Consider the following 22700-nt stretch of genomic DNA (forward strand, 5'->3'; position numbering starts at 1 on the left):
AGTCAACTCAGCATAGCTCAAAGCTGACTAAAAAAACTAGAGGGAAATAAGAGAATTGAAGTGAAATAAATTCTAGATACAGTTTATTTCTAGCCATTGTAATAACTGACTTTTTGAGCCAGAAACTTGAGCTGCTAGCCGAGCAAAATTATCTTCCATATCAGCTAAATCATCTTGAATAAGTCCCTGCTCAATTGCTCGTGCTAAATTGCTTAAGCTCGTAGCCCCAAACTGCGCTGCGTTAGACTTTAAACTATGAGCATGTCGAATAGCTTCTTGCTTATCGTTGTTATAAGCCATTCTTAATTCACTCTCTAGCCTTTCAAATTCACTACAGCAAAACACTACGGTATCAGCAAACTGCTCTCCCAGCAGTGCTTGCATCCCGGCTAGCGCATCTTCATTGATTGTTACGTTCATAACTGTTCTCTTTCGTTATGTCTTTAAATAATGTAGTAAAATACAAGCTTGATGGCAAAAGATAATCTTCAATATGATAAAATCAGCTTAGTTTACGAGCTTGAAAACGAAAATGAAACGATCAAACTGTACAAAATGTCATTATCCTGTAACAACGTGTGTCTGCGAGTACGTCTCTAAAAAAGTAAACAACCGTACCAGAATTATTATCTTGCAGCACCCTGACGAAGTAAACTTGGCTAAAAATACCGTTCGCCTTTTACAGCTACAATTAAGCGATATACAAGTTGTTGTTGGTGAATCCGAAAGTGACTTCGAATCAGTTCTCATGGGCTTACCTAAAGAAAGCACCGCACTTTTATATCCTGGCAAAGATACTATTGATGTACATAACTGTTCATCACTTGAACCACAACTCACGCATTTGCTAGTTATTGATGGTACTTGGAAGAAAACCAATAAAATTTTTGCTTTAAACCCTTATTTGCATGAGTTACAGAAAATCAGTTTTTCAACTATACCTGAGAACCAATATCATATCCGTAAGGCAGAGCAAAGCTACAGTCTCTCGACTTTAGAAGCGGTTGGGCACTTTATTCATATTGTTGACGGCTGTGATAATCAGCCTTTGTTGCATCTTCTTAATGGTATGATTGAACAACAAACCAAGTTTATGCCTGAAAATGTTAAAGCAAGGTACTTTGAAGAATAACTATGGCAAGGCTGACAAATGAGTTTTATAGACAAGGGCCAGATTATCGTTTTGGCGATCAAGTTTTATTTGAAGAGATTAAGCATACTTTTGGTTTTAAAACCATTACTGTTGGTGCTTGGGTAAATAAAGAAGAAAGACTTATTGCTGCAAATTTAATTTATGACAGCTTGGCTGATCTCACGCAAATATTGAATATACCTCCAGAAGTAATAGGCCTTAGAAACTCTTTAAGCTTAAGCTTTGGCTCTGGTGGTCAAAAAGGCGTCCAGGCCCACTATGATAGTAATGGAAAAATTCTAGCTTTAGCTAAAAATGCAGGTGCAGGGGCACTGGCGCACGAGTGGTGGCACGCATTTGATCATTACATCTGTAAATTCTTATACCCAAACAGCCAATATTTTGATTTTGCCTCAGTAAAATGGCTTACAGAAGAGTCTTATTACCCTCACCCACTTAATGATGAGCTCTCAAACTTTTATAAACACTGCTTTTTAGATGAAACGGGTAAGCAAGAAAGTACTTTCTTCAAAAAATCGATTATGCTCGATAAAACCTATCAACAAAATTATTTCAGCCGTCCGCAAGAAATAACAGCCCGTGCATTTGAGTCCTGCATCGGCCACCATACTGAAATTACAAATCACTATTTAGTGTCTGGTGTGAAAAAAAGTCAGCTCGCCCAACAAGGTGGTTTTCCTGATAAAGCACTTCGAACACAGTTACAATCTAGTATCTATCGTTATTTCAACGCACTAGCAATTGCTTTACATCAATAACTTGATTTGCCTCACCAAGCCACTGTAAATACTCTTCAAATTTAATCGGTTTAGAAATAAAATAGCCTTGTGCTATATCGCAACCATAATGCAATAATTTATTGTAACTTGCTAAATTTTCAACCCCTTCAGCAACTACCATCGACCCCAAACTTTTTGCCATATCACAAGTCGTTTTACAGATAGTTTGATTTTTACTAGAGCTCTCAATATCAATAATAAACTGTTTATCTACTTTCAATTCATCAAAACCAAGCTCACTCAAATAAGCCAGAGAAGAGTATCCGGTTCCATAATCATCTATCGCAACTTTTACCCCTAAATGGCGATAATCTTCTATCACATCTTTTAATTTTCCTTCTCCAGCAATCGCAACTGATTCTGTGATTTCTAAAATAATTCGTGATGGTTCAAGTGACATTTCATTGAGTTGTGTTATAAGCTGCACAATCAGCTCTTTTCTTGACAGATCCTTTCCTGAAATGTTCAGAGAAAGCATATGATTTGGATATGTTTCCACAATTTTTTTCTGGTAGATTAACCCCTGTGAAATAACCCATTCAGTGATCGCATTAATTTGTCCTGATGCCTCTGCAATAGGAATAAACTCATCTGGGGGAATAAAGCCTAAATCAGGGTGTGACCAACGTAATAAACCTTCGGCACCGTATACTTGCCCATTTTCTATAAGAACTTGGGGCTGTAAATATAACGACAGTTCATTGTTTGAAATTGCGCTTTGTAGGGAAGCCGACAACTTTAAACGGCGCTCAGCCATTGCAGCTATTGAAGGGTCATAAATATGCCAGTTATCTCCTAATGAATTAGTATCTGCGAGTGCAAGTAAACTCCTTTGAATTAATAGTTCAGAGTTTATTGCATGTGTGGGGTAATGTGACACGCCCACATTTATTTGATCTGATAGTTGAAAACCTTTGTACTCAACTCCTTCTTCAAAAATACCAGAAATAACACAGACATATTGTTCAATTTGTTGAATCGAGAGGTCACCAATCAACACCAAAGCAAAGGTATCATCTGATAATTTGTAAAGCTGCTGAGATTGTTCCTCACGCTCCCCCTCAAGGTAAGGGTTGAGTTGAAGCTTCAATCGTTTAAAAAGCACACGCAAGCGTTTATTCGCATACTCTATTCCAAAACTTAATTTAACTTGATCAGACATCATTGGGCTAAATGTGAATATTGTATGACTCTTTTTTAAAGACACTAACTTATCAAGAAACTGATGAAGAGCTTGGCGGTTAGCCAACCCCGTATCTTTATCATGTAGGCTGTAAAAAACAAATGAATCTTGTTTTTTCTTATCTAACAAATAAATTACCAAGCTAATCAAAATAACATGGATAAATATTAGTAACCTAACGGGCCCGATTAAATCACTCTGTGGAACATCTCCCGCAGCCAACATGATACGACCCAACTCGATCATTAAAGCCGGGATCCAACCTATAAACATTGGCCAAAGGAAGGGACGCCTATGACTAAAAGCAACAAAATAGCTTGATAATAAAGTGAGTAATAAAAGGCTAAAGCCTACAAGTTGAGCGGTAACTGATACTTGCGCTTGAAATATTAAGGCCAGGCATGCGGCTACCAAGAAAAAGCGTGCAACCGTTTGCGCCGCCCTATAAATCTTCTTATTTAACTGCTTCAATGCAAAATACTTTGCGGTAAACATAATACTTGCTGCAGAAGTTAAAAACAGCCAACACGCAGTTAAAGAAGAGATATATTCCGCAATTAGATCTGGTACATAAAAATAGATAACTCCAGTTACCACACTATATTGCACTGCGATAAATACAAAATAAGCACCTAAATAACTTAAGTAACTTCGTTTACTGCTCACCGCCATCACTAGCATAAATAACCCAACAAAATACAGCAAACCTAACTCTGTACCATACCAAAATAAGCGTGTTTGCTTGAGGTTATCAAATTGCTCAGCTGTGATTAACTCTATATTAAGTTGCATAGATTCTGGGTTAGAAACCTCTAAATACACTGAAGTGTTGCTTATTTGAGATGTGAGTCTGATATGAGGGAATATTTTAAGCTCAGGAACACTATTATTAAGACGTGAAAAAACTCTTTTATTAACCAACTTATTATCTTGAACCCAATAAAAGGTAATACTACCTAAAGGTAATTTATCTGAATAGAGAACCCAATGCACATTATCGGTTTTAGGTAGCATATTAGGGTCGACCTTAAACCAGTGCTTGCTTTTAGCTGCAATATGAAGCTTATTTGTTGGCTGGGCATTAAAGCGGCTATCGTTTTGGATCACATCCAAAATCGACATTTGTGTATCTGACACATTCAGATTATGCAAAGTGATAAGTTCTGATTTTGCGCTGAAAGAAAAAACCGTAAATAGAACAGCTAAGCAAAACTTAAACGCCCAAACCCACATACCATCTCCTTGAACTTCAGCTTGTCGCTCAATCAATAAGTATGCAGATTTTAATGGGTTTCGCCAGATTTAAAGTGTAAATTTTTATGCTAAATTAAATGTACTAATTATTACAATTATCGTCACTGATACGGCTAGCTACCGCACTATTCTGGCCCTTATATTTCGCATCTTTACGCGCGTTATAAGGTTGCTCAGCTGGGCTTGTCATGGTTTCAAAACTTAGCGCTCCAATTTTCATTTTTGGACGAAGTGCTAACGGTAACTTTCCTGAGTTGTAAAACTCTAACACAATATTGCCTGACCAACCTGGATCGATTCGGTGCGCAGTCACGTGCACCATTAGGCCTAAACGTGCCAATGATGAGCGACCATCTAACCAACCCACTAAATCTGCAGGTAAAGTCACTGATTCATAGGTCATTGCCAGAGCCAGTTGACCCGGGTGTAAAAAGAACTGCTCATTTTCGCCCAGTTCAATTTCATCACTCATGATTGATTCCATGGCATCGTTTAGTTTGTCTTTTGGGCCACTTAAATCAATATATGGCGCGCCATGATCTTGGAATACACGAAACTTATTACCTAAACGTAAATCAAGGGTGATCCCTGAGATCATGTCATCACTTGGTGAAGGCTCAATAATAATTTTTTGATCTGCAATGGCTTGTTTAATATGGGTATCAGATAATCTCATTTCTTAATCGTCCGTCATCACAATCTCAACTTGTGAGTCTGTGCTTGATTGGTAGTGCAGCATGCTCGCGATAAGTTGACTACATGCTGTGTAATGTTCAGTTGCTTTTATAGGTTGTTTTGCAATATTAAGACCTTGCTCAGAGTGCGTCCTGATCTCAATATCTAAAGGGATTTCAGCCAATAATGGTACACCATGGCGGCTCGCCAAACGCTCGCCCCCTTGCTGACCAAATACATGGTTTTTGCCACCACAATGGCCACAAATGTAGTGACTCATGTTTTCAATCAGGCCCAGTATAGGCAAGTTTACTTGATTGAACATCGCGATGCCCTTTTGTGCATCGGCAAGGGCTAAATCTTGAGGTGTAGTAATAATCACCGCACCACTGGCTGGCACTTTTTGCGTCATAGTGAGCTGAATATCGCCTGTGCCTGGCGGCATATCAACAAATAAATAATCTAGTTCGCCCCAATCTGTTTCATTCAGTAATTGCTTGAGCGCTTGAGAAGCCATAGGGCCTCGCCATACTGTGGCATCTTCTGCTGGTACTAAAAAACCAATAGACTGCATTTTAATGTCATCTTTAACAATGGGTTGCAGGGTTTTATTGTCTTTTGTTGTTGGTTTTTCGTGTTCTAAAGCGAACAAAGATGGAATCGAAGGGCCATAAATATCAGCATCTAAAATACCGACCTTGGCACCTTGTGCAGCCATCGCATAAGCAAGGTTCACCGCAGAAGTCGACTTACCTACCCCACCTTTACCAGATGCCACTAAGACAATGTGTTTTATTTGTTTGAATTTATCTTTTGCAGTTAATGCAATTTCAGCACTTAGACTAATTTTTGTCTGTGTTTTCTCAAGCAGTTCAGCTTCAATATCTAATAGCGCATTTTTTGCTGCAAAGGGTAAATTAAGGTGCACCTCAAAACCGCCATTCGTTTTATCTACTTTTTCGACCCAGTCATTGGCAATACCAAAAGGAAATACCGCACTTTTATACTGAGATAATGCGGTCAAAATCGCCGTTTTTTCGGGGTTAAGTTTGCCAAACAGTTTATTGAGTCCAAACATAAAAATAAAACGTGCTCGAATGATGAAAAAGACCTCGGAATTATGTAACATTCAACCCATTAACACCAGTCAATTCAGCTAAGCTAAGGCTTTAATGTTCCTTATTTTGGCTCAAATTAGTGGTTTGTTTAATAGTTAAGCAACATCACTTAAATTTCATGGAACCGTTTATGAGCAAGAGAAAAATTCTCATCACTAGTGCTTTACCGTATGCCAATGGTCCAACTCACCTTGGCCATATGCTTGAGTACATTCAAACTGATATTTGGTCACGTTTTCAAAAGTTACGTGGTCATGAAACTTATTACGTCTGTGCTGATGACGCGCACGGCACGCCAATTATGCTCAATGCACAAAAGCAAGGCATTACACCTGAAGAAATGGTGAAAAATGTGAGTGTCGAGCGTCAACGTGACTTCGCAGACTTCAGCGTTGAGTTTGATAACTACCACAGCACACACAGTGAAGAGAACAAAGAACTAAGCGCATTGATCTACAACCGTTTGAACGATAAAGGTCATATTAAAAAGCGTACTATTTCTCAGCTATTTGACCCAGAAAAAGAAATTTTCTTACCAGACCGCTTCGTAACAGGTACTTGCCCTACGTGCGGCGCTGAAGATCAAAACGGTGACAGCTGTGATGCTTGTGGTGCAACATATAGCCCAACTGAGCTAAAAGATGCGCGTTCTGCGATGTCTGGTGCGATCCCAGTATTAAAAGATTCTGAACACTATTTCTTCGACCTACCAGCTTTTGAAGACATGCTAAAAGAGTGGCTACACTCAGGTAGTCTGCAAGCTGAAATGGCAAACAAACTAGAAGAATGGTTTGCTGAAGGTTTGCAGCAATGGGACATCAGCCGTGACGCGCCTTACTTTGGTTTTGAAATTCCTGGTGCAACAGGTAAATACTTCTATGTATGGCTAGATGCACCGATTGGTTACATGGCCAGCTTCAAACACCTATGTGACAAATCAGGCTTAGACTTTGATGCATTCTGGGGCGAAGGTTCTGATGCTGAACTTTACCACTTCATCGGTAAAGACATCATTTACTTCCACAGTCTGTTCTGGCCTGCAATGCTAGATGGCGCGAATTTCCGCAAGCCAACTAATGTATTCGCACATGGCTTTGTAACCGTAAACGGTGCAAAAATGTCTAAATCTAAAGGCACCTTCATTAAGGCGCGTACTTATTTAGACCACTTAAACCCTGAATATTTACGTTATTACTTCGCTGCTAAACTAAACAGTGGCATTACTGACTTAGATTTAAACTTAGAAGACTTTGCACAACGTGTGAACTCTGACTTGGTTGGTAAAGTTGTAAACATCGCGTCTCGTTGTGCGGGTTTCATCACTAAGAAATTTGACGGCAAGTTAAGTGATGTGATCATGGAGCCTGAGCTATTAGCTGAATTCCAAAATGCGTCAGACACCATTGCTGAGCATTATGAAAACCGTGAGTATAGCCGAGCGATCCGTGAGATCATGACTCTTGCTGACAAAGCAAACCAGTTCATCGATGCACAAGCACCTTGGGTACTGATCAAGAGCGAAGAGACACAAGAACAAGCTCACCAAGTATGCTCTCTTGGTTTGAACTTATTCAAAGTGCTACTGACTTACTTGAAACCAGTACTTCCTGTCATGGCTGCTAACGTTGAGTCTTTCCTAAATACAGAATTAACTTGGGAAAGTGCACAAACGCCATTAGTTGGCCATGAAATCAGTAAATTCAAAGCACTAATGCAACGTGTTGAAATGGATAAAGTTAACAAAATGGTTGAAGAGTCAAAAGAAAGCTTAGAAGCGGCGAATAAACCAAAGATTGATCCTAATAGCCCACTTGCTAAAGAGCCTATCGCAGATGAAATCGAGTTTAACGACTTCGCTAAAGTTGATTTACGTGTTGCAAAAATCGCTAAAGCTGAACATGTAGAAGGCGCTGAAAAGCTGCTTAAACTCACGTTAGACTTAGGCGGTGAAACGCGCCAAGTATTCGCAGGTATTAAGTCAGCCTACGCACCGGAAGATATCGAAGGCAAGCTAACGGTTATGGTCGCTAACCTTAAACCGCGTAAGATGCGTTTTGGTTTGTCAGAAGGCATGGTGCTGGCAGCAGGCCCGGGTGGTAAAGAAATTTACATTCTGAACCCAGATGAAGGTTCAGAGCCAGGCATGCGTGTCATGTAATTAACAATTACACGTCAAAAGCCCGCTATCTTGCGGGCTTTTTTGTATCTGAAACACCTAATATTAATCACACACTCATAAAAAAGCCCAGTCAATTGACTGGGCTGTGTCCTTGGTAACACTTAATTTTGTTAAGTATTAGCCTTTGTACTTTTGCATCACAAGTGTTGCGTTTGTACCGCCGAAGCCAAAGCTGTTAGACATTACCGTATTTAGCTCAACGTCACGACGCTCAGTTACAATGTCTAGGCCTTGTGCTTGCTCATCTAGCTCTTCAACGTTAATTGAAGGCGCTACGAAGTTATTTTCAAGCATAAGTAGTGAGAAGATAGCTTCGTGAACACCTGCAGCACCAAGTGCGTGACCAGTCATTGCTTTCGTTGCACTAATCGCAGGAGATTTTTCACCGAATAACTCTTGAATTGCACCAAGCTCTTTCACGTCGCCTACTGGTGTAGAAGTACCGTGTGTGTTTAGGTAATCGATGTCACCTTCAACGTCAGCCATTGCTTGCTTCATACAACGAACAGCGCCTTCACCAGATGGTGCAACCATGTCGTAACCATCAGAAGTTGCACCATAACCTACGATTTCAGCATAGATGTGTGCGCCACGAGCAAGTGCGTGCTCTAGTTCTTCAACAACAACGATACCGCCACCACCAGAGATCACGAAACCGTCACGGTTTGCATCGTACGTACGAGATGCTTTTTCAGGCGTTTCATTGTACTTTGTTGAAAGCGCGCCCATTGCGTCGAATTCCATTGCCAGTGTCCAGTGAAGTTCTTCACCACCACCTGCAAAGATAACGTCTTGCTTACCAAGTTGGATTTGCTCTACCGCATTACCGATACAGTGCGCTGATGTTGCACAAGCAGAGCTGATTGAATAGTTAACGCCTTTGATTTTGAAAGGCGTTGCAAGACATGCTGACGCTGTTGATGCCATAGTACGAGGAACCATGTAAGGACCTACGCGCTTAACACCTTTTTCACGAAGAATATCAGCAGCTTCTACTTGATATTTAGAAGAACCACCACCTGAACCAACGATTAAGCCAGTACGCTCGTTAGACACTTGCTCTTCAGATAGACCAGAATCTTCAATCGCTTGTGCCATTGAGATATAAGAGAATGCAGCAGCGTCGCCCATGAAGCGGTGTGCTTTGCGATCTACGTGTGCTTTAACGTCGATGTCGATGTTACCTGAAACATTACTACGAAGATTGTAGTCAGCGAATTCTTGATTGAAAACGATGCCACTTTTACCCGCTTTTAAAGACTCTAATACTTCGTTCTTGTCGTTGCCGATGCTCGATACAATACCGATACCTGTAATAACGGCTCTTCTCATGGGTGATTCCCTTAATTTTATTTCTAAATTCTGTGTATTCTACTTTGAATTGTGACCTCAAGTGGTCAGCTTTCCAGCTTACACACGTACTCTGAATTGTTTTTTACTAAATTTCAACGGACGAAAACAATTAAAACACGTAGAATACTGCATTAATTCGATCCTAATTGCATTAATCATGATCAAAAACGCACAAATTCACTTTAATGAATCAGGTACACCGGTTGCCGACGACTTCGATGATGTTTATTTCTCGAACGATGATGGTCTTGCTGAATCTCACTATGTTTTCTACGAAAATAACAACATTTCAGCGCGATTAACCTCACACGATCAAAAACACTTTGTGATCGCAGAAACTGGATTTGGTACAGGTCTTAATTTTTTAAATACTTGGCAACAATGGCGTCAAATAGAAGGTAGCAAAGCAAAGTTACATTTTATTTCTTTTGAAAAGTTTCCAATAAAGCAATCGGAGCTTACAAAAGCGTTAGCAGCTTGGCCAAGCCTCACATCATTATCAGAGCAGCTTTGTAAGCACTATCCGATTGCACTTGAAGGTTGTCACCGTCTTGAGTTTGATAATGGCCGTGTAACCCTTGATTTATGGTTTGGTGATGTGCACGACACTTTACCTAAAATGAATTTCACCCAACAAGGTATTGTGGACGCTTGGTACCTAGATGGCTTTGCACCAAGTAAAAATCCAGATATGTGGACACAACCGCTCTTTAACGCCATGGCGAATCTAAGCCGAGACAATGCAACATTCGCGACATTTACTGCTGCAGGTTTTGTCCGTCGTGGATTGCAAGAAGCAGGGTTCGAATGCAAAAAAGTAAAAGGCTTTGGTCGCAAACGTGAGATGGTTGTTGGTCAGTTAAATATCGCTAACAGCACACACAATACACCCGAGTTTTACAACTTAAACGAAAGGCCACTCAATAACGTTGCCATCATTGGTGGGGGCGTTGGCTCTAGCTGTTTACTATATCATTTAGCTAAGCGTGGGATTAGCGCTACTTTATTTTGCCAAGATGATGCACTTGCAAAAGGCGCCTCACATAATCGACAAGGCGCGGTTTACCCTAATCTACAATCTGAAAATAGCCCATCAAGCGAGTTCTATGCCCACAGCTATTTATATGCATTAAGGCTATACAAAGATATTGCCGCGCAAGGTTTTGAATATGACCATGATTGGTGTGGCGTTTTACTCCAAGCGGTAAATGAGAGCAAAACACTGCAACACAAAAAGTTAGTAGAAAAAGCGGTATGGCCTGAGTCACTGATTTATTCTGTGAATGAATCACAAGCCAGTGAACTGGCAGGTGCAGAATTACCCTATTCCGGTTTGTTCTTTCCTGAAGCTGGCTGGGTAGACCCAGCACAGTTAACCCATGCTGTATTTGATGCTGCCAATGCATTGCAAGGCGTGCAAACATATTTTAATACAGATGTTCAAACTTTAGAGCAAAGCGAAGATGGGTGGTATTTAGTTACTGAAGACAACCGAGTTGGTCCATTCTCGGATGTATTTGTTTGCGCCGGTGAACACAGTGACAGGTTCGAGCAAACAAAAGACATTGGCTTACACGGTGTCAGAGGCCAAGTCTCGCATATTAGATCTGGTGAAGTATCTGATAAATTAAAAACCGTACTGTGTCATAAAGGTTATTTTACGCCAAGCATCGATGGCCATCATTGTATGGGTGCAACCTTTGATAAACAAACCAAAAGCCGTGAAGTTAAAGACGAAGATAATGTCACTAACAAAGCACAGTTAATGAAGTTTTATGAGCAGAGTGACTTTGCGCAAAGCCTTGGTGACATTACTTCAGCGAAAGCCGCAGTGAGATGCTGTTTCAATGATCACTTACCTATGCTCGGTCAAGTCCCTGAGAAAGCAGATTTATGTCAGGCCTATGCAAACTTAAGTAAAGGTAAGCAGTATGATTTCTCTGAAGAACAAATGCCTTATGCAGGGCTTCATATCGTTACAGGTTTTGGGGCACGAGGCTTATGCAGCGCGCCACTGGCAACCGAGCATTTGATTGCCAAACTATGTAACGAACCAAGCCCTTATAGTTTAAGAGTCAATGAGGCTATTCACCCAAACCGCTTTATTGTCAGAGATCTTATTCGTAATAAGATTTAGCCATTAAAATAGAAGAGGCGACCTAGGACGCCTTTTCTATTTTAAAACCAATCAAAACTAAGGTTTTGCTATCCGAATCACTACTCGACGGTTTTTACCACGACCTATGGCATTGTCATTGGGTTGCACGTGACGCTTCTCACCAAACCCTTCTGTTTGAATGTTATCGGCTGGCACACCCATACTCGCCATATAGTCTTTTATCGCTTTAGCACGTTTCTTCGAAAGCTCCATATTTATCCATCGACCACCATAGCTGTCGGTATAAGCCGATATAAATATAGATTCAATATTGTCATCGTTTTTAAGATACTCACCTATCATTTCCAGGCGTTTACGGGATGACTTGGTTAGATCGCTAGAGTTCTTTTTATAATTCATTACCGTAAAAGCAATATCTTCGAAACTGTATGGCAGCAAGTTATCGCGACATTGTAAAAACGCCCAATAAGCTTGTCGAAAGTTTACAGAGGAGAGCGCGACAGAAATGCGGTCAGCACTATTTTGCCAATCTTTATAAAAGAATGTCGGATGAAAGCCTTTTTCAAGCTCTGTGAGCATCTCCCATGAGACATCATTATTCAATTCACCATCAAACTTTTTTAACAGCTGCATTTTACTGATATCGCGAACTGGCACCCCTGCTCGCCATTGTGGTGGTACAGATTGCAAACCAGCAAAGTCATAAGTCTCTGGGCGTACAATCATGTCGAGGTTAAAAGTCAGATCTTTATTTTTACTGGCTACGACATTAAAAATAGCTTCGCCATAATATGGGATCTCATGATGCAAAGCACAAGAAAGGCGTTTGGTCTTATTTACATCCCAATTTGAACTGTCAGTATTAGCGCTATACTGGCGCATAGCCGCATCCGCAAATCCAATGTCTGCGAATAACAGTCCTAAACCGAATAAATATGCTTTGTACTTCACAACGTTCTCCGTACTGACAAAATAATGCCGCTTTGATGATCTCAACAACTCAAAAGCAAGAAATATGCCGTAAGCATTATCACTCAATAAAGCTTAGTGATTGAAACATATTTCGGGTCGCAAAAATCTATCTAAACAGTATAATACGCCCCTTAAATTCATAACATAAGTGCATTATGGCAGATCAAGATCAAACTTTATTTTCCCAACGCTTTCGTGGGTTCTTTCCTGTTGTTATCGACGTAGAAACAGCTGGCTTTAACAAAGACACAGATGCGCTATTAGAAATCGCTGCCACAACTTTAAAAATGGATGATGAAGGTATTCTAAGTTTAGATCAAACTCTACATTTTCATGTAAAGCCTTTCGAAGGTGCAAACATCGAGCAAGCTGCCATTGAATTTAACGGCATTGATCCGTTTTCAGAATTACGTGGTGCTGAAGATGAAGATGTTGTGATCAAAGAAATCTGTAAAATGGTGAGAAAAGCTCAAAAAGCTGCGGGTTGCTCTCGCTCAGTGGTTGTTGCACATAATGCTGCGTTTGACCATGGTTTTTTAAATGCAGCAATAGAGCGTAACAAAATAAAACGCACCCCTTTCCACCCATTTGTAAGCTTTGATACTACCTCTTTGGCAGGTCTTGCACTAGGCCAAACTGTGCTTGCAAAAGCGTGCCGCACAGCTGGTATTGAATTTGATAATAGCCAAGCTCACTCAGCCCTGTACGACACCGAGCGTACAGCCGAGTTATTCTGTTTTATCGTAAATAAATGGCAAGCATTAGGTGGTTGGCCACTACCTGAATTAGAAGCAGAAGAAGACGAAGGATCTGAAGCTTAAATTAGCATCACTCATATTAAAATGTTTTAGCATTTTAGTGTTTGAACTTACTTTGACTAATAAAAAAGGCCATAACAAACGTTATGGCCTTTTGCTTTATAGGCTTTTTGTAAATGCAAAGTTTATTTTACGCCAAGCTCTTCAAGACGCTCTTGCAAGTAGCTGTCTGCTGTATAACGCTCTGAAAGCACAACGTCTGGTCTTGGGTGTAAAAATAACGGTAAAGAAATACGTGAGTTCTTTGACGCTTTGCCTGATGGATTGATAACACGGTGAATAGTCGATGGGAAGTAGCCACCTGACGCTTCTTGAAGCATATCACCGATATTGATGATCAAACTACCAAAATCACATGGTACGTCTAACCAACCGCCATCTTGAGTTTGTACTTGTAAACCAGGTTCATTTGAAGCAGGTAGTACAGTAAGCAGGTTAATGTCACCGTGAGCAGCAGCGCGGATCGCACCTGGCTCTTCGTCACCCGTCATTGGTGGGTAGTGCAGCACGCGTAATAAAGTTTGCTCAGAATCTTTGATCATGTCTTTAAGATCAATTGAAAACTTCGCCTTAACCTCATCCGGAGCCTGACCTTGAACCCAACTTAATAGCTCTGCCGCAAACTCATTTGCAATACGGTAGTATTCACGAACCTCAGCTTCTAGTTGAGCTGGTACACGACCTTTAGGGTAAACATGAAAATACTCTTTGATGTCTTTTACAGTGAAGCCTTTTGCAACTTCCGATACTTCTGGCGGAAAGTAACCATCTTGATTTTCTTTGTCAAATAGGAAGTTGTGCTTTTCTTCTGTATAGAAGAACTCTTGCCAATTTTTATAAATTGATTCAACTAATTCTTGTGGGATTGGGTGGTTTTTTAAAACGCCGAATCCTGTGTTACGTAAAGACTCAACGAATTGCGCAGCTGCGTCATCTGCGCGGTAATCTACCGTAGGTAATTGTTGCATAATGGTCCACTCAGTTGTGTTTAGTTAAAACAGCTTTTTGATAAGTGTAGCCAAATATTTACTAGCCTTATCAAATAGTGTTGACCCTTGACATAAGAGTGCGGCGAGCATAAAAAAATAGAACGCCCTACATAAGGACTTATGTCCGCCTTTTGCATATGTGTTAATTTCAATTGAGATAGATCAATTAATCTAAATACCCAATATAGGTTGCAATAATGCAACCTTTTATTTTTAATATGCGTCTACTTACACGCTGGCTTCAAGCCTTTTTTCCAAGCTGCACGCTTTAATGTTTCAGCTTCTAGCATGTTACGCTTTAAATTTTGCATACGTGTTTCAGGTGCTGGGTGAGTAGATAAAAACTCTGCTTGTCGTTCACCGCTGAGTTTATTCATGTTTTCCCAAAGCCTCACTGAACCTGTCGGTTCAAAACCAGCTTTTGCCATTAAATCTAAACCAATGACATCTGCTTCACTCTCATGAGAACGACTAAAAGGTAAAGCAACCCCAACTTGAGCACCCACACCTAGACCCTGCATTATCGCTTCTCGATATTCAACATTACCCATCTGCAATGCAACATCGCTAGCTTGAAGACCAAACTGCAATATACTGTTCTGCGATACGCGTTCATTGGCATGCTCAGCAATTACATGCCCTACTTCATGGCCCATAACAGCTGCAAGTTGGTGTTGATCCTTAGCAACATTTAATAAGCCCGTATGCACCCCTATTTTACCTCCAGGTAATGCAAAAGCGTTCGCACTATTCTCTTTAAATACCACTACTTCCCACTCTTGATTGGCATACTGGCTCGGCAATTGTGCAATCAGTTTATCCGCGATACATCTTACATAACGATTAGTTTGCTTATTATTTTCAATTGGTTGCTGCTCTTTCATTTGAGCAAAACTTGCGACACCCATTTCATTCATTTTCTGCGGTGAATACAGAGCTATTTGCGTTCGACCTGTTGGCGATGTTTTACAACCTGCTGCCAATAAAGACAATGCAACGATACCAATCAGTTTTTTCATAGTACTTCCCCTGAAGTAAATTTTAAGTTTATCGTTTTATTTTAAATAACAAGATTTCAATGGCAATGTTAATTCTAACAACAAAAAACGGGCCAAAGAGGCCCGTTCATAAAATAGTATTTCTTGTTAGCGATTATTCAGCCGCTTTTGATACCATAACCATAGCTGGACGTAATAAACGACCATTCAACGTATAGCCTTTTTGCATTACTGCCAATACAGTATTTGGTGCAACGTCATTGCTTGGTTGGATCGACATCGCCTGATGAAATTCAGGGTTAAACGTTTCACCCTGTGGATTTACCGTTTCAACGCCAAACTTTGCTACTGCATCTTCAAAGCTTTTTAGTGTCATTTCAACACCTTCAAGCACTGGCTTTAGTGTTTCGTTTTCTCTATCTGAAAACTCAATGGCGCGATTAAGGTTATCAATCACCGGTAGTAGTTCATTAGCGAACTTTTCTAGTGCAAATTTGTGCGCTTTCTCAACATCTTGTGCTGCACGACGTCGCATGTTTTCAACATCTGCCGCTGCGCGAACAACACTGTCTTTTTGATCTGCAATTGTCTGTTTTGCCGCTTCAAGTTCAAGGTAAAGACCAGCAATTTCTTCTTCTGGACTTAATTCAGTTTGTACTTCTTCTTGAGCTTGTTCTTGTTCTTGTTCTTGTTCTGCTTCTACTTGCTCAACAGACTCTACAACTTCTTGCTCAGGGGCATTGTTTTGCTCAGACATTTTTTTCTCCAAAATCTTACAACTGCGGTCATTATGGGGGTGGAAAAATCAGTTTCAAGTACTTACGCGAGAAAATTCTTCAATTATCGATTCTATCGGGGCAGATGTTGAACAAATGACACAAAAACGACTTTGATATTCACCATTTTCAAAATAAGGTAAGCTTAAGATCACTGTTTTAGTTAAATCAAAATTGCTCAATTCGTCACCCATAACAAGTGATACACCATTTTTAAATGCCAGTTTATCTTCAACATCATGTAAAAATGTCACACCCAGATTAAGCTCTTTATCAGACTCGAGTTCATTATATAGATAGCGCTCTCCGAGCAGAATGCAGTTATCAGAGCCAAGCTGTTGATGTAACTGCGAAGTCCATTGAGTCAACTGCGCCATACATGTTTTAGGCGCACTATTCGCCATTGCAAACATGCGCTGTAAGCCCTCTTTAAGTGGCTGCTGGCTAAAAACAGTGTTCATCCAAGCCGCAAACTGATAACGCTGTGCATCCGTTTCTGCGTCTGGCTTATCAATCAATATATTTTGTGACTGTCCTGTTCTATCAATCAATAATACCAGCCATGAACTACTATCAAAGCCTAAGACTTCAACTCGAAAGATTAATTGTGAGCTTGCCTGCGGTAAACCAACACAACAACATACTTGATATTTTTGACTCAAAGAATGGGCGAGTTCAACCAGTTGAGATTGCTCTGGTTGCCAGTAATTTGCAATATCGGGCAAATCAAAATATTCATCAAGCCAATACTTAAAGCCTTGGGCTGTAGGCATTCTGCCAGCAGAAGTATATGGCGAGCAAAGCAGTCCTACTTTCTCAAGTCTGGCCATCGCATTTCTAACTGTAGCGGAGCAAACAGCCATGCCTTTTTGCTTGGCAATTTTACTTGAGGGCACTGGTTGCCCCTCACCATTACAATACATACTCATAACGGCAGTAAAAATTTGTTGATCTCTGGGACTTAATTTCATACTTGTTCCACAGGCCATCAAAAGAGTTTTCTCTTATGTAATTTTCGGTTAGTCTTGCGCTAACTTAATCAAGGAAAACAATCATGACAAGCCCTTTTAAAACCATAGGCTTAATCGGTAAACCTAATCACAAAGGTGCGGCACTGACATTACACCGCTTATATACCTTTTTGCAAGCTCTTGGATACGAAGTGCTCGTTGAAGAACGAGTCGGCGCTCAAGTTGCCGAAATTGCGCCTGAAGGGCTAATAGAGTTGGTAGAACTAGGAAAACGCTGTGATCTTGCCATCGTTATTGGTGGAGATGGCAACATGCTGGGTGCCGCCAGAGTACTGGCACGTTTTGATGTTGCAGTAATTGGTGTTAACCGAGGTAATCTAGGCTTCTTAACTGATCTTAACCCCGATGGTTTTGAACCCGCGCTAGAAGAGGTATTAAGAGGTGAATTCATTGCTGAGTCTCGTTTCTTATTAGAGGTAGAAGTTTATCGCCATGACGAGCTAAAAAGTGCAAATTCAGCTATGAATGAAGCCGTACTTCATGCGGATAAAGTCGCCCATATGATTGAATTTGAAGCCTTTATAGATAATCAGTTTGTTTTCTCACAGCGCTCTGATGGATTAATTGTCTCCACACCTACAGGATCAACAGCTTACTCTCTTTCTGGTGGAGGACCTATATTAACCCCTGAATTAAACGCGATGGCACTTGTCCCCATGTTCCCTCATACCTTATCGAGCAGACCCTTGGTTGTTGATGGTGACAAAGAAGTGAGGTTAAAACTTAGTTTAGAAAATACCGATAGTTTACAAGTTAGCTGTGATTCACATGTTGTTTTGGCGGTTTTACCTGGAGATGAAGTTTTAATTAAAAAAGCAAAAAGTGCACTGCGTCTGATCCACCCAAAAAGTTACTCGTATTATGACGTGTTAAGACAAAAATTAAATTGGGGTAGCAGGCTTTACTAATTCTCTAAGCATAATTAAGATCAAGCCATAACAAATTGGAAATATTACAGTTATGAACTATATCATTATTGCAACAACCGTCTTACTTATTACTCTGTTGGGGGTTTACCTTGTTCTAGAAAACAATAGAAAAAAAGCCAAATGTGCAGAGAAATTACTTTTTAACCAAAGGCATTCAGAGGTTGTTGAACATTTTAAACATAACGTCTCTGATTTTGTTTCAGTTGGTGCCCTTCCATCTAATCACAGCTGTATAATTAACTGTATTGTAAGTAATTTTTTCGTGGTGCAACCTCACACTGAAGATAACTTAAACCAACTTGAACGCATTGTTGAGCTTTTTATTCTTACGGTCGGTGAACAAGTACATATTCATAGAGATCAAGATGACATGGATGGTTTACAAGAGAAATTAGTTGCATTTGCCAGAGAGCTACCTACTAATGGCGCAGCTTACAATAAAGACTTTTATCATGAATCTTTGCCTGCAATGATAACTTTAATAAAAGGTTCAAATACAGACAAACCTTCTGAGTCTACCTCTGAAGATGATACAGAACAAAATAATGACGGAGACAACATACAAGAGCAAAGTTAATATATTTTATTGTAACGTTAGAAGCTTCTTGATTTATCTCTAACTACTGTATAAATTAACAGTCAAATACTGTTTGGATATACAGCCATGTTAATTAGTTTAGAAATTAATAATTTCGCGATTGTAAATGACCTTTGTATTGACTGGCGTGATGGCATGACTGCCATCACTGGCGAGACTGGTGCAGGTAAATCAATCGCCATTGATGCCCTCTCTCTTTGCCTTGGTGAAAGAGCTGATGCCGGAGCAATAAGACCAAATACCGAGCGTGCACAAATTGTTGCACGCTTTAACATTCAAAGCCTCCCTAAAGCACATAAATTTCTTAAAGAGCATATGCTAAATAACGAAGAGCAAGACTGTATTCTTCGTAGAGTTATCAGCAAAAATGGTAGAAGTAAAAGCTACATAAACGGCGTCTCTGTAACCGCCAGTCAATTAAAAGAACTTGGTGAGTATTTGATCGCAATCCACGGACAACATGCCCATCAACTTTTACTTAAGAATGAACACCAATTACACCTCATTGATGCCTATGCTAGTCACACGCACTTACAAAATAACGTCAAAGACCAATATCAACACTATCAACAATTACAGCGTGAATATGCAACTCTGCTCAAAGAACAACAAACTAAAGCTGCACAGCAACAACTACTAGAGTATCAAGTTGCCGAACTAGATGAATTTGCACTCGATCAAGACGAATACAAACAGATTGAAGAAGAGCAATATCGTCTTAGTCATAGTCAAACGATTATAAATACATGTCAGCAAGAATTAATAGCACTGTATGAACAAGATGGTACAACTGTATTAAGCCAGCTTCAGCATAGTGCACAACAGTTTGTTAATCTCAGCGGTTTTGATAGTAATCTAGGTAATATTGCGCAAATTTTAGAAGAAGCAGTTGTGCAAGTTGAAGAGGCAAGTCGAGAAATCAGAGACTATGCAGCTCATGTAGATCAAGACCCGCTTAGGCTTCAAGAAGTTGAAGAGCGCTTATCTAAAACCATGGATCTTTCACGTAAGCATCATGTTAGACCTGAAGAACTATATGAGCACCATCAGTCTCTAAAGCAACAGCTTGACAATATAAGTTCTGACAATGCGCGTATAGATATTTTAGAGCAAGAAATTGCACATACACTTACAGCGTATCAACACGCGGCTAGCGCACTAAGTGAAAGTCGCTCTAAAGCTGCAAAAAAGCTACAAAAGCTGATCAGTGCGAGCATGGATGAGCTAGCCATGAAACACTGTCAATTTGCTATTGAACTCCTGCCTAAGCCTGAATTAAAACCAAATAATGAAGGCTTTGATGCCATTGAATTTTTAGTTTCTACAAACCCTGGTCAACCATTACAAGCACTAGCAAAAGTTGCCTCAGGTGGTGAACTATCAAGAATAAGTTTAGCAATCCAAGTGATAATTGCTGACAAAGTCACAACGCCAACACTTATTTTTGATGAGGTGGATGTGGGTATTTCTGGACCGACAGCTTCTCAAGTAGGAAAGCTACTGCGCAAACTTGGTAAATCGACTCAAGTGATTTGCGTAACACACTTACCGCAAGTTGCTTGTAGCGGCCATCAGCAATTTTTTGTGAGCAAAAAAGTTGTTAAAGGTGAAACTTTTACTTCTATGCAGCCATTAAAAGACGAGCATAGAATTGACGAAATTGCCCGACTTATCGGTGGTGAGTCTATTAGTGAAACGACTCGGGCAAGTGCAAAAGAATTATTAGCTATTCAAGCAGCCTAAACTCGTTTGCACAAAACTCACTATCTTGATTAGATTGCACTATGGGTAGAAAGCTTATGACGTTTCTTTTTAAAAGCACTGTAGGCTTTACTCTTAAAGTAAGCTGTTCTTACCTCTCTATGTGTAACTTTTGCAGTATTAACCACGATTCACGGTCTCTTAGGCTGTTCGAATTAATATATTCCCTTTACTTGCTTCCTTGAATTTACGTCTAACATAGTGAACAAATTAAATAACTTTCAATAAATTTTCTGCCAAAAAAATAGGCCGTAACTTTCGTTACAGCCTATTTATTAGTTCTATTTAGATTAACTTACTCAGCTATGCTTTTCTGTTGAATTTAAATTAACTCTTTATACCTATTTTAACTTTAACTTATAGGTGTTGACCTAGAGCTTTTACCTGGTCGATCATACGGTTAGAGAAACCCCACTCGTTATCGTACCAAGCCATTACTTTAACTAATTTACCATCAACTTTAGTCTGCGTTGAATCGAACACTGATGACGCAGGGTTGTGGTTGAAGTCAATTGAAACAAGCGGTAGCTCGTTGTACTCAAGCACTTCAGCCATTGCACCTTCAGTTGCAGCCGCTTTAACCGCTGCGTTTACTTCTTCAGCAGTTGTTTCGCGAGAAGCAATGAATGTTAAGTCAACTAAAGACACATTTACTGTAGGAACACGAACCGCCATACCGTCTAACTTGCCAGCAAGCTCAGGTAATACTAAACCAACTGCTTTTGCAGCACCTGTTTTAGTTGGGATCATAGACTGAGTTGCACTACGCGCACGGTAAAGATCTGGGTGATAAACATCAGTTAGAACTTGATCGTTGGTGTAAGCGTGAATGGTGGTCATGCTGCCTTGTTCAATACCAATTGCGTCATTTAGTGCTTTAGCAACTGGTGCAAGACAGTTGGTTGTACAAGATGCATTTGAAATGATATTGCTAGAAGCGTTAATCACTTCAGAGTTCACACCGTGAACAACCGTTGCATCAAGATCAGTACCTGGCGCTGAAACGATTACTTTTTTCGCGCCCGCTTCAATGTGCTTAGCTGCAGCATCACGTGACGTGAAGATACCTGTACATTCTAATACGATATCAACGTTAAGCGCTTTCCAAGGTAGGTTCGCAGGATCGCGTTCTTGCGTAAGCGTGATTTCGTCATTACCAATCACTAACGTGTTTTCAGCTAGTACAACTTCTTGGTTGAAACGACCATGTACTGAATCAAACTGAGTTAGGTGCGCATTCACATTAGCTGGTGCTAGATCGTTGATAGCGACTATTTTAATTTCTTCGTTTTGACCAGACTCGTAAAGCGCTCGTAAAACATTGCGACCGATACGGCCATAACCATTAATTGCGATATTAATCATTTTCAGTTCCTCGACTATTTTACTTCACTTGCTTGTTTCGCAAGCGCTTCGATCGCCTGCCAATCTTTGTTTGCGATAAGTTCTTTATCTAGCATCCAAGTACCGCCAACACACACAACGTTATTTAAGGCTAGGTACTTAGGTGCGGTTGCTAAGCTAATACCACCCGTTGGGCAGAATTTAACTTGTGGTAATGGACCACCAATTGACTTAAGCATTGGTGCGCCACCTGCAGCTTCTGCAGGGAAGAATTTTAAAAACTTGAAACCATGTGATGCTAAATTCATCACTTCACTTGGTGTTGCTGCACCCGGTAAGAACGGAATGTCAGTTTCTTTAGCAAGTGCTAAAAGCTCATCATTTACACCTGGGCTCACCATGAAGTCAGCACCTGCTACAACTGATGCTTCGAATGTTGCTTTATCAATCACAGTACCTGTGCCGACGTAAGCTTCTGGTACTGCTTCTTTCATTAGCTTTACCGCTTCTGCCGCAACAGGTGTGCGAAGGGTAATTTCTAGTGCTTTTAGACCACCGTTATATAACGCTTTTGCTAACGGTACAGCGTCTTCTAAGTTTTCAATCACCACCACTGGTACAACTGGTGCTGATGTTAAAATGTTTTCAATGCTCATCTTGTTCCTCATTCC

20 protein-coding genes are annotated in these 22700 nt (G+C 40.2%); 8 read left to right on the top strand and 12 right to left on the bottom strand.

What is annotated here, in order from left to right; translation table 11 throughout:
• Nucleotides 1-72 precede the first annotated feature (72 nt).
• A complete protein-coding gene (locus CWB72_RS10070; RefSeq protein WP_130256454.1) occupies nucleotides 73-420 on the bottom strand; it encodes an Hpt domain-containing protein in 348 nt (115 codons plus the stop codon).
• A gap of 112 nt (nucleotides 421-532) precedes the next feature.
• Between CWB72_RS10070 and CWB72_RS10075 the strand changes: the two genes are divergently transcribed.
• A complete protein-coding gene (locus tag CWB72_RS10075) occupies nucleotides 533-1132 on the top strand; it encodes a tRNA-uridine aminocarboxypropyltransferase (protein WP_138631093.1) in 600 nt (199 codons plus the stop codon).
• 2 nt (nucleotides 1133-1134) lie between these two features.
• Nucleotides 1135-1911, top strand: coding sequence for a CLCA_X family protein (locus tag CWB72_RS10080; RefSeq protein WP_138567911.1), 777 nt, complete (start codon nucleotides 1135-1137; stop codon nucleotides 1909-1911).
• Here the strand turns inward: CWB72_RS10080 and CWB72_RS10085 are convergent.
• From CWB72_RS10085 to apbC, 3 genes are all read right to left on the bottom strand, one after another.
• A complete protein-coding gene (locus CWB72_RS10085) occupies nucleotides 1880-4348 on the bottom strand; it encodes a putative bifunctional diguanylate cyclase/phosphodiesterase (RefSeq protein WP_138631095.1) in 2469 nt (822 codons plus the stop codon). The two genes, CWB72_RS10080 and CWB72_RS10085, sit on opposite strands and share 32 nt — an antisense overlap.
• Before the next feature lie 103 nt (nucleotides 4349-4451).
• Nucleotides 4452-5045 (bottom strand): dCTP deaminase, encoded by a 594-nt coding sequence (dcd, locus tag CWB72_RS10090; protein ID WP_058029501.1) that lies wholly within the window; start codon nucleotides 5043-5045, stop codon nucleotides 4452-4454.
• Nucleotides 5046-5048: 3 nt separating this feature from the next.
• Nucleotides 5049-6122 (bottom strand): iron-sulfur cluster carrier protein ApbC, encoded by a 1074-nt coding sequence (apbC, locus tag CWB72_RS10095; protein ID WP_138631448.1) that lies wholly within the window; start codon nucleotides 6120-6122, stop codon nucleotides 5049-5051.
• 170 nt (nucleotides 6123-6292) lie between these two features.
• Here apbC and metG point away from each other — a divergent pair, with 170 nt between their 5' ends.
• On the top strand, nucleotides 6293-8320 hold the full coding sequence (gene metG / locus CWB72_RS10100; protein WP_138631097.1) for a methionine--tRNA ligase: 2028 nt from the start codon (nucleotides 6293-6295) through the stop codon (nucleotides 8318-8320).
• 138 nt (nucleotides 8321-8458) lie between these two features.
• Here metG and fabB read toward each other — a convergent pair whose 3' ends face one another.
• Nucleotides 8459-9673 (bottom strand): beta-ketoacyl-ACP synthase I, encoded by a 1215-nt coding sequence (gene fabB, locus CWB72_RS10105; protein WP_058029499.1) that lies wholly within the window; start codon nucleotides 9671-9673, stop codon nucleotides 8459-8461.
• Nucleotides 9674-9851: 178 nt separating this feature from the next.
• Here fabB and mnmC point away from each other — a divergent pair, with 178 nt between their 5' ends.
• The gene (gene mnmC / locus CWB72_RS10110; protein WP_138631098.1) at nucleotides 9852-11831 is read left to right on the top strand and encodes a bifunctional tRNA (5-methylaminomethyl-2-thiouridine)(34)-methyltransferase MnmD/FAD-dependent 5-carboxymethylaminomethyl-2-thiouridine(34) oxidoreductase MnmC; all 1980 of its coding nucleotides are present in this window, start codon (nucleotides 9852-9854) and stop codon (nucleotides 11829-11831) included.
• A 57-nt stretch (nucleotides 11832-11888) separates the two neighbouring features.
• Here mnmC and CWB72_RS10115 read toward each other — a convergent pair whose 3' ends face one another.
• Entirely contained in the window at nucleotides 11889-12731 is an 843-nt protein-coding gene (locus tag CWB72_RS10115) for a flagellar protein MotY (protein ID WP_252371532.1), read from the bottom strand.
• A 209-nt stretch (nucleotides 12732-12940) separates the two neighbouring features.
• Here CWB72_RS10115 and rnt point away from each other — a divergent pair, with 209 nt between their 5' ends.
• Nucleotides 12941-13606 (top strand): ribonuclease T, encoded by a 666-nt coding sequence (gene rnt / locus CWB72_RS10120; RefSeq protein WP_138631099.1) that lies wholly within the window; start codon nucleotides 12941-12943, stop codon nucleotides 13604-13606.
• Nucleotides 13607-13728: 122 nt separating this feature from the next.
• Here the strand turns inward: rnt and CWB72_RS10125 are convergent, their stop codons facing one another.
• From CWB72_RS10125 to CWB72_RS10140, 4 genes are all read right to left on the bottom strand, one after another.
• Nucleotides 13729-14571: an isopenicillin N synthase family dioxygenase gene (locus tag CWB72_RS10125; protein WP_138565966.1), complete on the bottom strand. Its 843-nt coding sequence runs from the start codon at nucleotides 14569-14571 to the stop codon at nucleotides 13729-13731.
• 245 nt (nucleotides 14572-14816) lie between these two features.
• Nucleotides 14817-15611, bottom strand: a complete 795-nt coding sequence (locus tag CWB72_RS10130) for a M48 family metallopeptidase (RefSeq protein ID WP_138631100.1) — start codon at nucleotides 15609-15611, stop codon at nucleotides 14817-14819.
• Between the two features lie 133 nt (nucleotides 15612-15744).
• Entirely contained in the window at nucleotides 15745-16347 is a 603-nt protein-coding gene (gene grpE, locus CWB72_RS10135; RefSeq protein WP_138631101.1) for a nucleotide exchange factor GrpE, read from the bottom strand.
• A gap of 54 nt (nucleotides 16348-16401) precedes the next feature.
• The gene (locus tag CWB72_RS10140; protein ID WP_130256443.1) at nucleotides 16402-17337 is read right to left on the bottom strand and encodes an HrcA family transcriptional regulator; all 936 of its coding nucleotides are present in this window, start codon (nucleotides 17335-17337) and stop codon (nucleotides 16402-16404) included.
• An 83-nt stretch (nucleotides 17338-17420) separates the two neighbouring features.
• Here CWB72_RS10140 and nadK point away from each other — a divergent pair, with 83 nt between their 5' ends.
• The 3 genes from nadK (at nucleotide 17421) to recN (ending at nucleotide 20667) form a co-directional block, all read left to right on the top strand.
• The gene (gene nadK, locus CWB72_RS10145) at nucleotides 17421-18305 is read left to right on the top strand and encodes an NAD(+) kinase (RefSeq protein ID WP_138631102.1); all 885 of its coding nucleotides are present in this window, start codon (nucleotides 17421-17423) and stop codon (nucleotides 18303-18305) included.
• Nucleotides 18306-18357: 52 nt separating this feature from the next.
• Nucleotides 18358-18903 carry a hypothetical protein gene (locus CWB72_RS10150; protein ID WP_138631103.1) on the top strand — a complete coding sequence of 182 codons (546 nt, stop codon included), beginning with the start codon at nucleotides 18358-18360 and terminating at the stop codon, nucleotides 18901-18903.
• Nucleotides 18904-18990: 87 nt separating this feature from the next.
• Complete coding sequence (gene recN, locus CWB72_RS10155) at nucleotides 18991-20667, top strand: DNA repair protein RecN (RefSeq protein ID WP_138631104.1); 1677 nt, start codon at nucleotides 18991-18993, stop codon at nucleotides 20665-20667.
• Between the two features lie 375 nt (nucleotides 20668-21042).
• Here the strand turns inward: recN and gap are convergent, their stop codons facing one another.
• Together gap and CWB72_RS10165 are read right to left on the bottom strand one after the other, a co-directional pair.
• Nucleotides 21043-22050 carry a type I glyceraldehyde-3-phosphate dehydrogenase gene (gap, locus tag CWB72_RS10160; protein WP_138631105.1) on the bottom strand — a complete coding sequence of 336 codons (1008 nt, stop codon included), beginning with the start codon at nucleotides 22048-22050 and terminating at the stop codon, nucleotides 21043-21045.
• 14 nt (nucleotides 22051-22064) lie between these two features.
• A complete protein-coding gene (locus CWB72_RS10165; RefSeq protein ID WP_138631106.1) occupies nucleotides 22065-22685 on the bottom strand; it encodes a bifunctional 4-hydroxy-2-oxoglutarate aldolase/2-dehydro-3-deoxy-phosphogluconate aldolase in 621 nt (206 codons plus the stop codon).
• Between the last annotated feature and the right edge of the window lie 15 nt (nucleotides 22686-22700).

Source organism: Pseudoalteromonas phenolica (assembly GCF_005886345.1).
Taxonomy (GTDB): domain Bacteria; phylum Pseudomonadota; class Gammaproteobacteria; order Enterobacterales; family Alteromonadaceae; genus Pseudoalteromonas; species Pseudoalteromonas phenolica_A.

Coding starts and splice junctions, on each gene's coding strand:
- CWB72_RS10070 (WP_130256454.1), bottom strand. CDS start 420: ATGAACGTAACAATCAATGAAGATGCGCTAGCCGGGATGCAAGCACTG.
- CWB72_RS10075 (WP_138631093.1), top strand. CDS start 533: ATGAAACGATCAAACTGTACAAAATGTCATTATCCTGTAACAACGTGT.
- CWB72_RS10080 (WP_138567911.1), top strand. CDS start 1,135: ATGGCAAGGCTGACAAATGAGTTTTATAGACAAGGGCCAGATTATCGT.
- CWB72_RS10085 (WP_138631095.1), bottom strand. CDS start 4,348: ATGTGGGTTTGGGCGTTTAAGTTTTGCTTAGCTGTTCTATTTACGGTT.
- dcd (WP_058029501.1), bottom strand. CDS start 5,045: ATGAGATTATCTGATACCCATATTAAACAAGCCATTGCAGATCAAAAA.
- apbC (WP_138631448.1), bottom strand. CDS start 6,122: ATGTTTGGACTCAATAAACTGTTTGGCAAACTTAACCCCGAAAAAACG.
- metG (WP_138631097.1), top strand. CDS start 6,293: ATGAGCAAGAGAAAAATTCTCATCACTAGTGCTTTACCGTATGCCAAT.
- fabB (WP_058029499.1), bottom strand. CDS start 9,673: ATGAGAAGAGCCGTTATTACAGGTATCGGTATTGTATCGAGCATCGGC.
- mnmC (WP_138631098.1), top strand. CDS start 9,852: ATGATCAAAAACGCACAAATTCACTTTAATGAATCAGGTACACCGGTT.
- rnt (WP_138631099.1), top strand. CDS start 12,941: ATGGCAGATCAAGATCAAACTTTATTTTCCCAACGCTTTCGTGGGTTC.
- CWB72_RS10125 (WP_138565966.1), bottom strand. CDS start 14,571: ATGCAACAATTACCTACGGTAGATTACCGCGCAGATGACGCAGCTGCG.
- CWB72_RS10130 (WP_138631100.1), bottom strand. CDS start 15,611: ATGAAAAAACTGATTGGTATCGTTGCATTGTCTTTATTGGCAGCAGGT.
- grpE (WP_138631101.1), bottom strand. CDS start 16,347: ATGTCTGAGCAAAACAATGCCCCTGAGCAAGAAGTTGTAGAGTCTGTT.
- CWB72_RS10140 (WP_130256443.1), bottom strand. CDS start 17,337: ATGAAATTAAGTCCCAGAGATCAACAAATTTTTACTGCCGTTATGAGT.
- nadK (WP_138631102.1), top strand. CDS start 17,421: ATGACAAGCCCTTTTAAAACCATAGGCTTAATCGGTAAACCTAATCAC.
- CWB72_RS10150 (WP_138631103.1), top strand. CDS start 18,358: ATGAACTATATCATTATTGCAACAACCGTCTTACTTATTACTCTGTTG.
- recN (WP_138631104.1), top strand. CDS start 18,991: ATGTTAATTAGTTTAGAAATTAATAATTTCGCGATTGTAAATGACCTT.
- gap (WP_138631105.1), bottom strand. CDS start 22,050: ATGATTAATATCGCAATTAATGGTTATGGCCGTATCGGTCGCAATGTT.
- CWB72_RS10165 (WP_138631106.1), bottom strand. CDS start 22,685: ATGAGCATTGAAAACATTTTAACATCAGCACCAGTTGTACCAGTGGTG.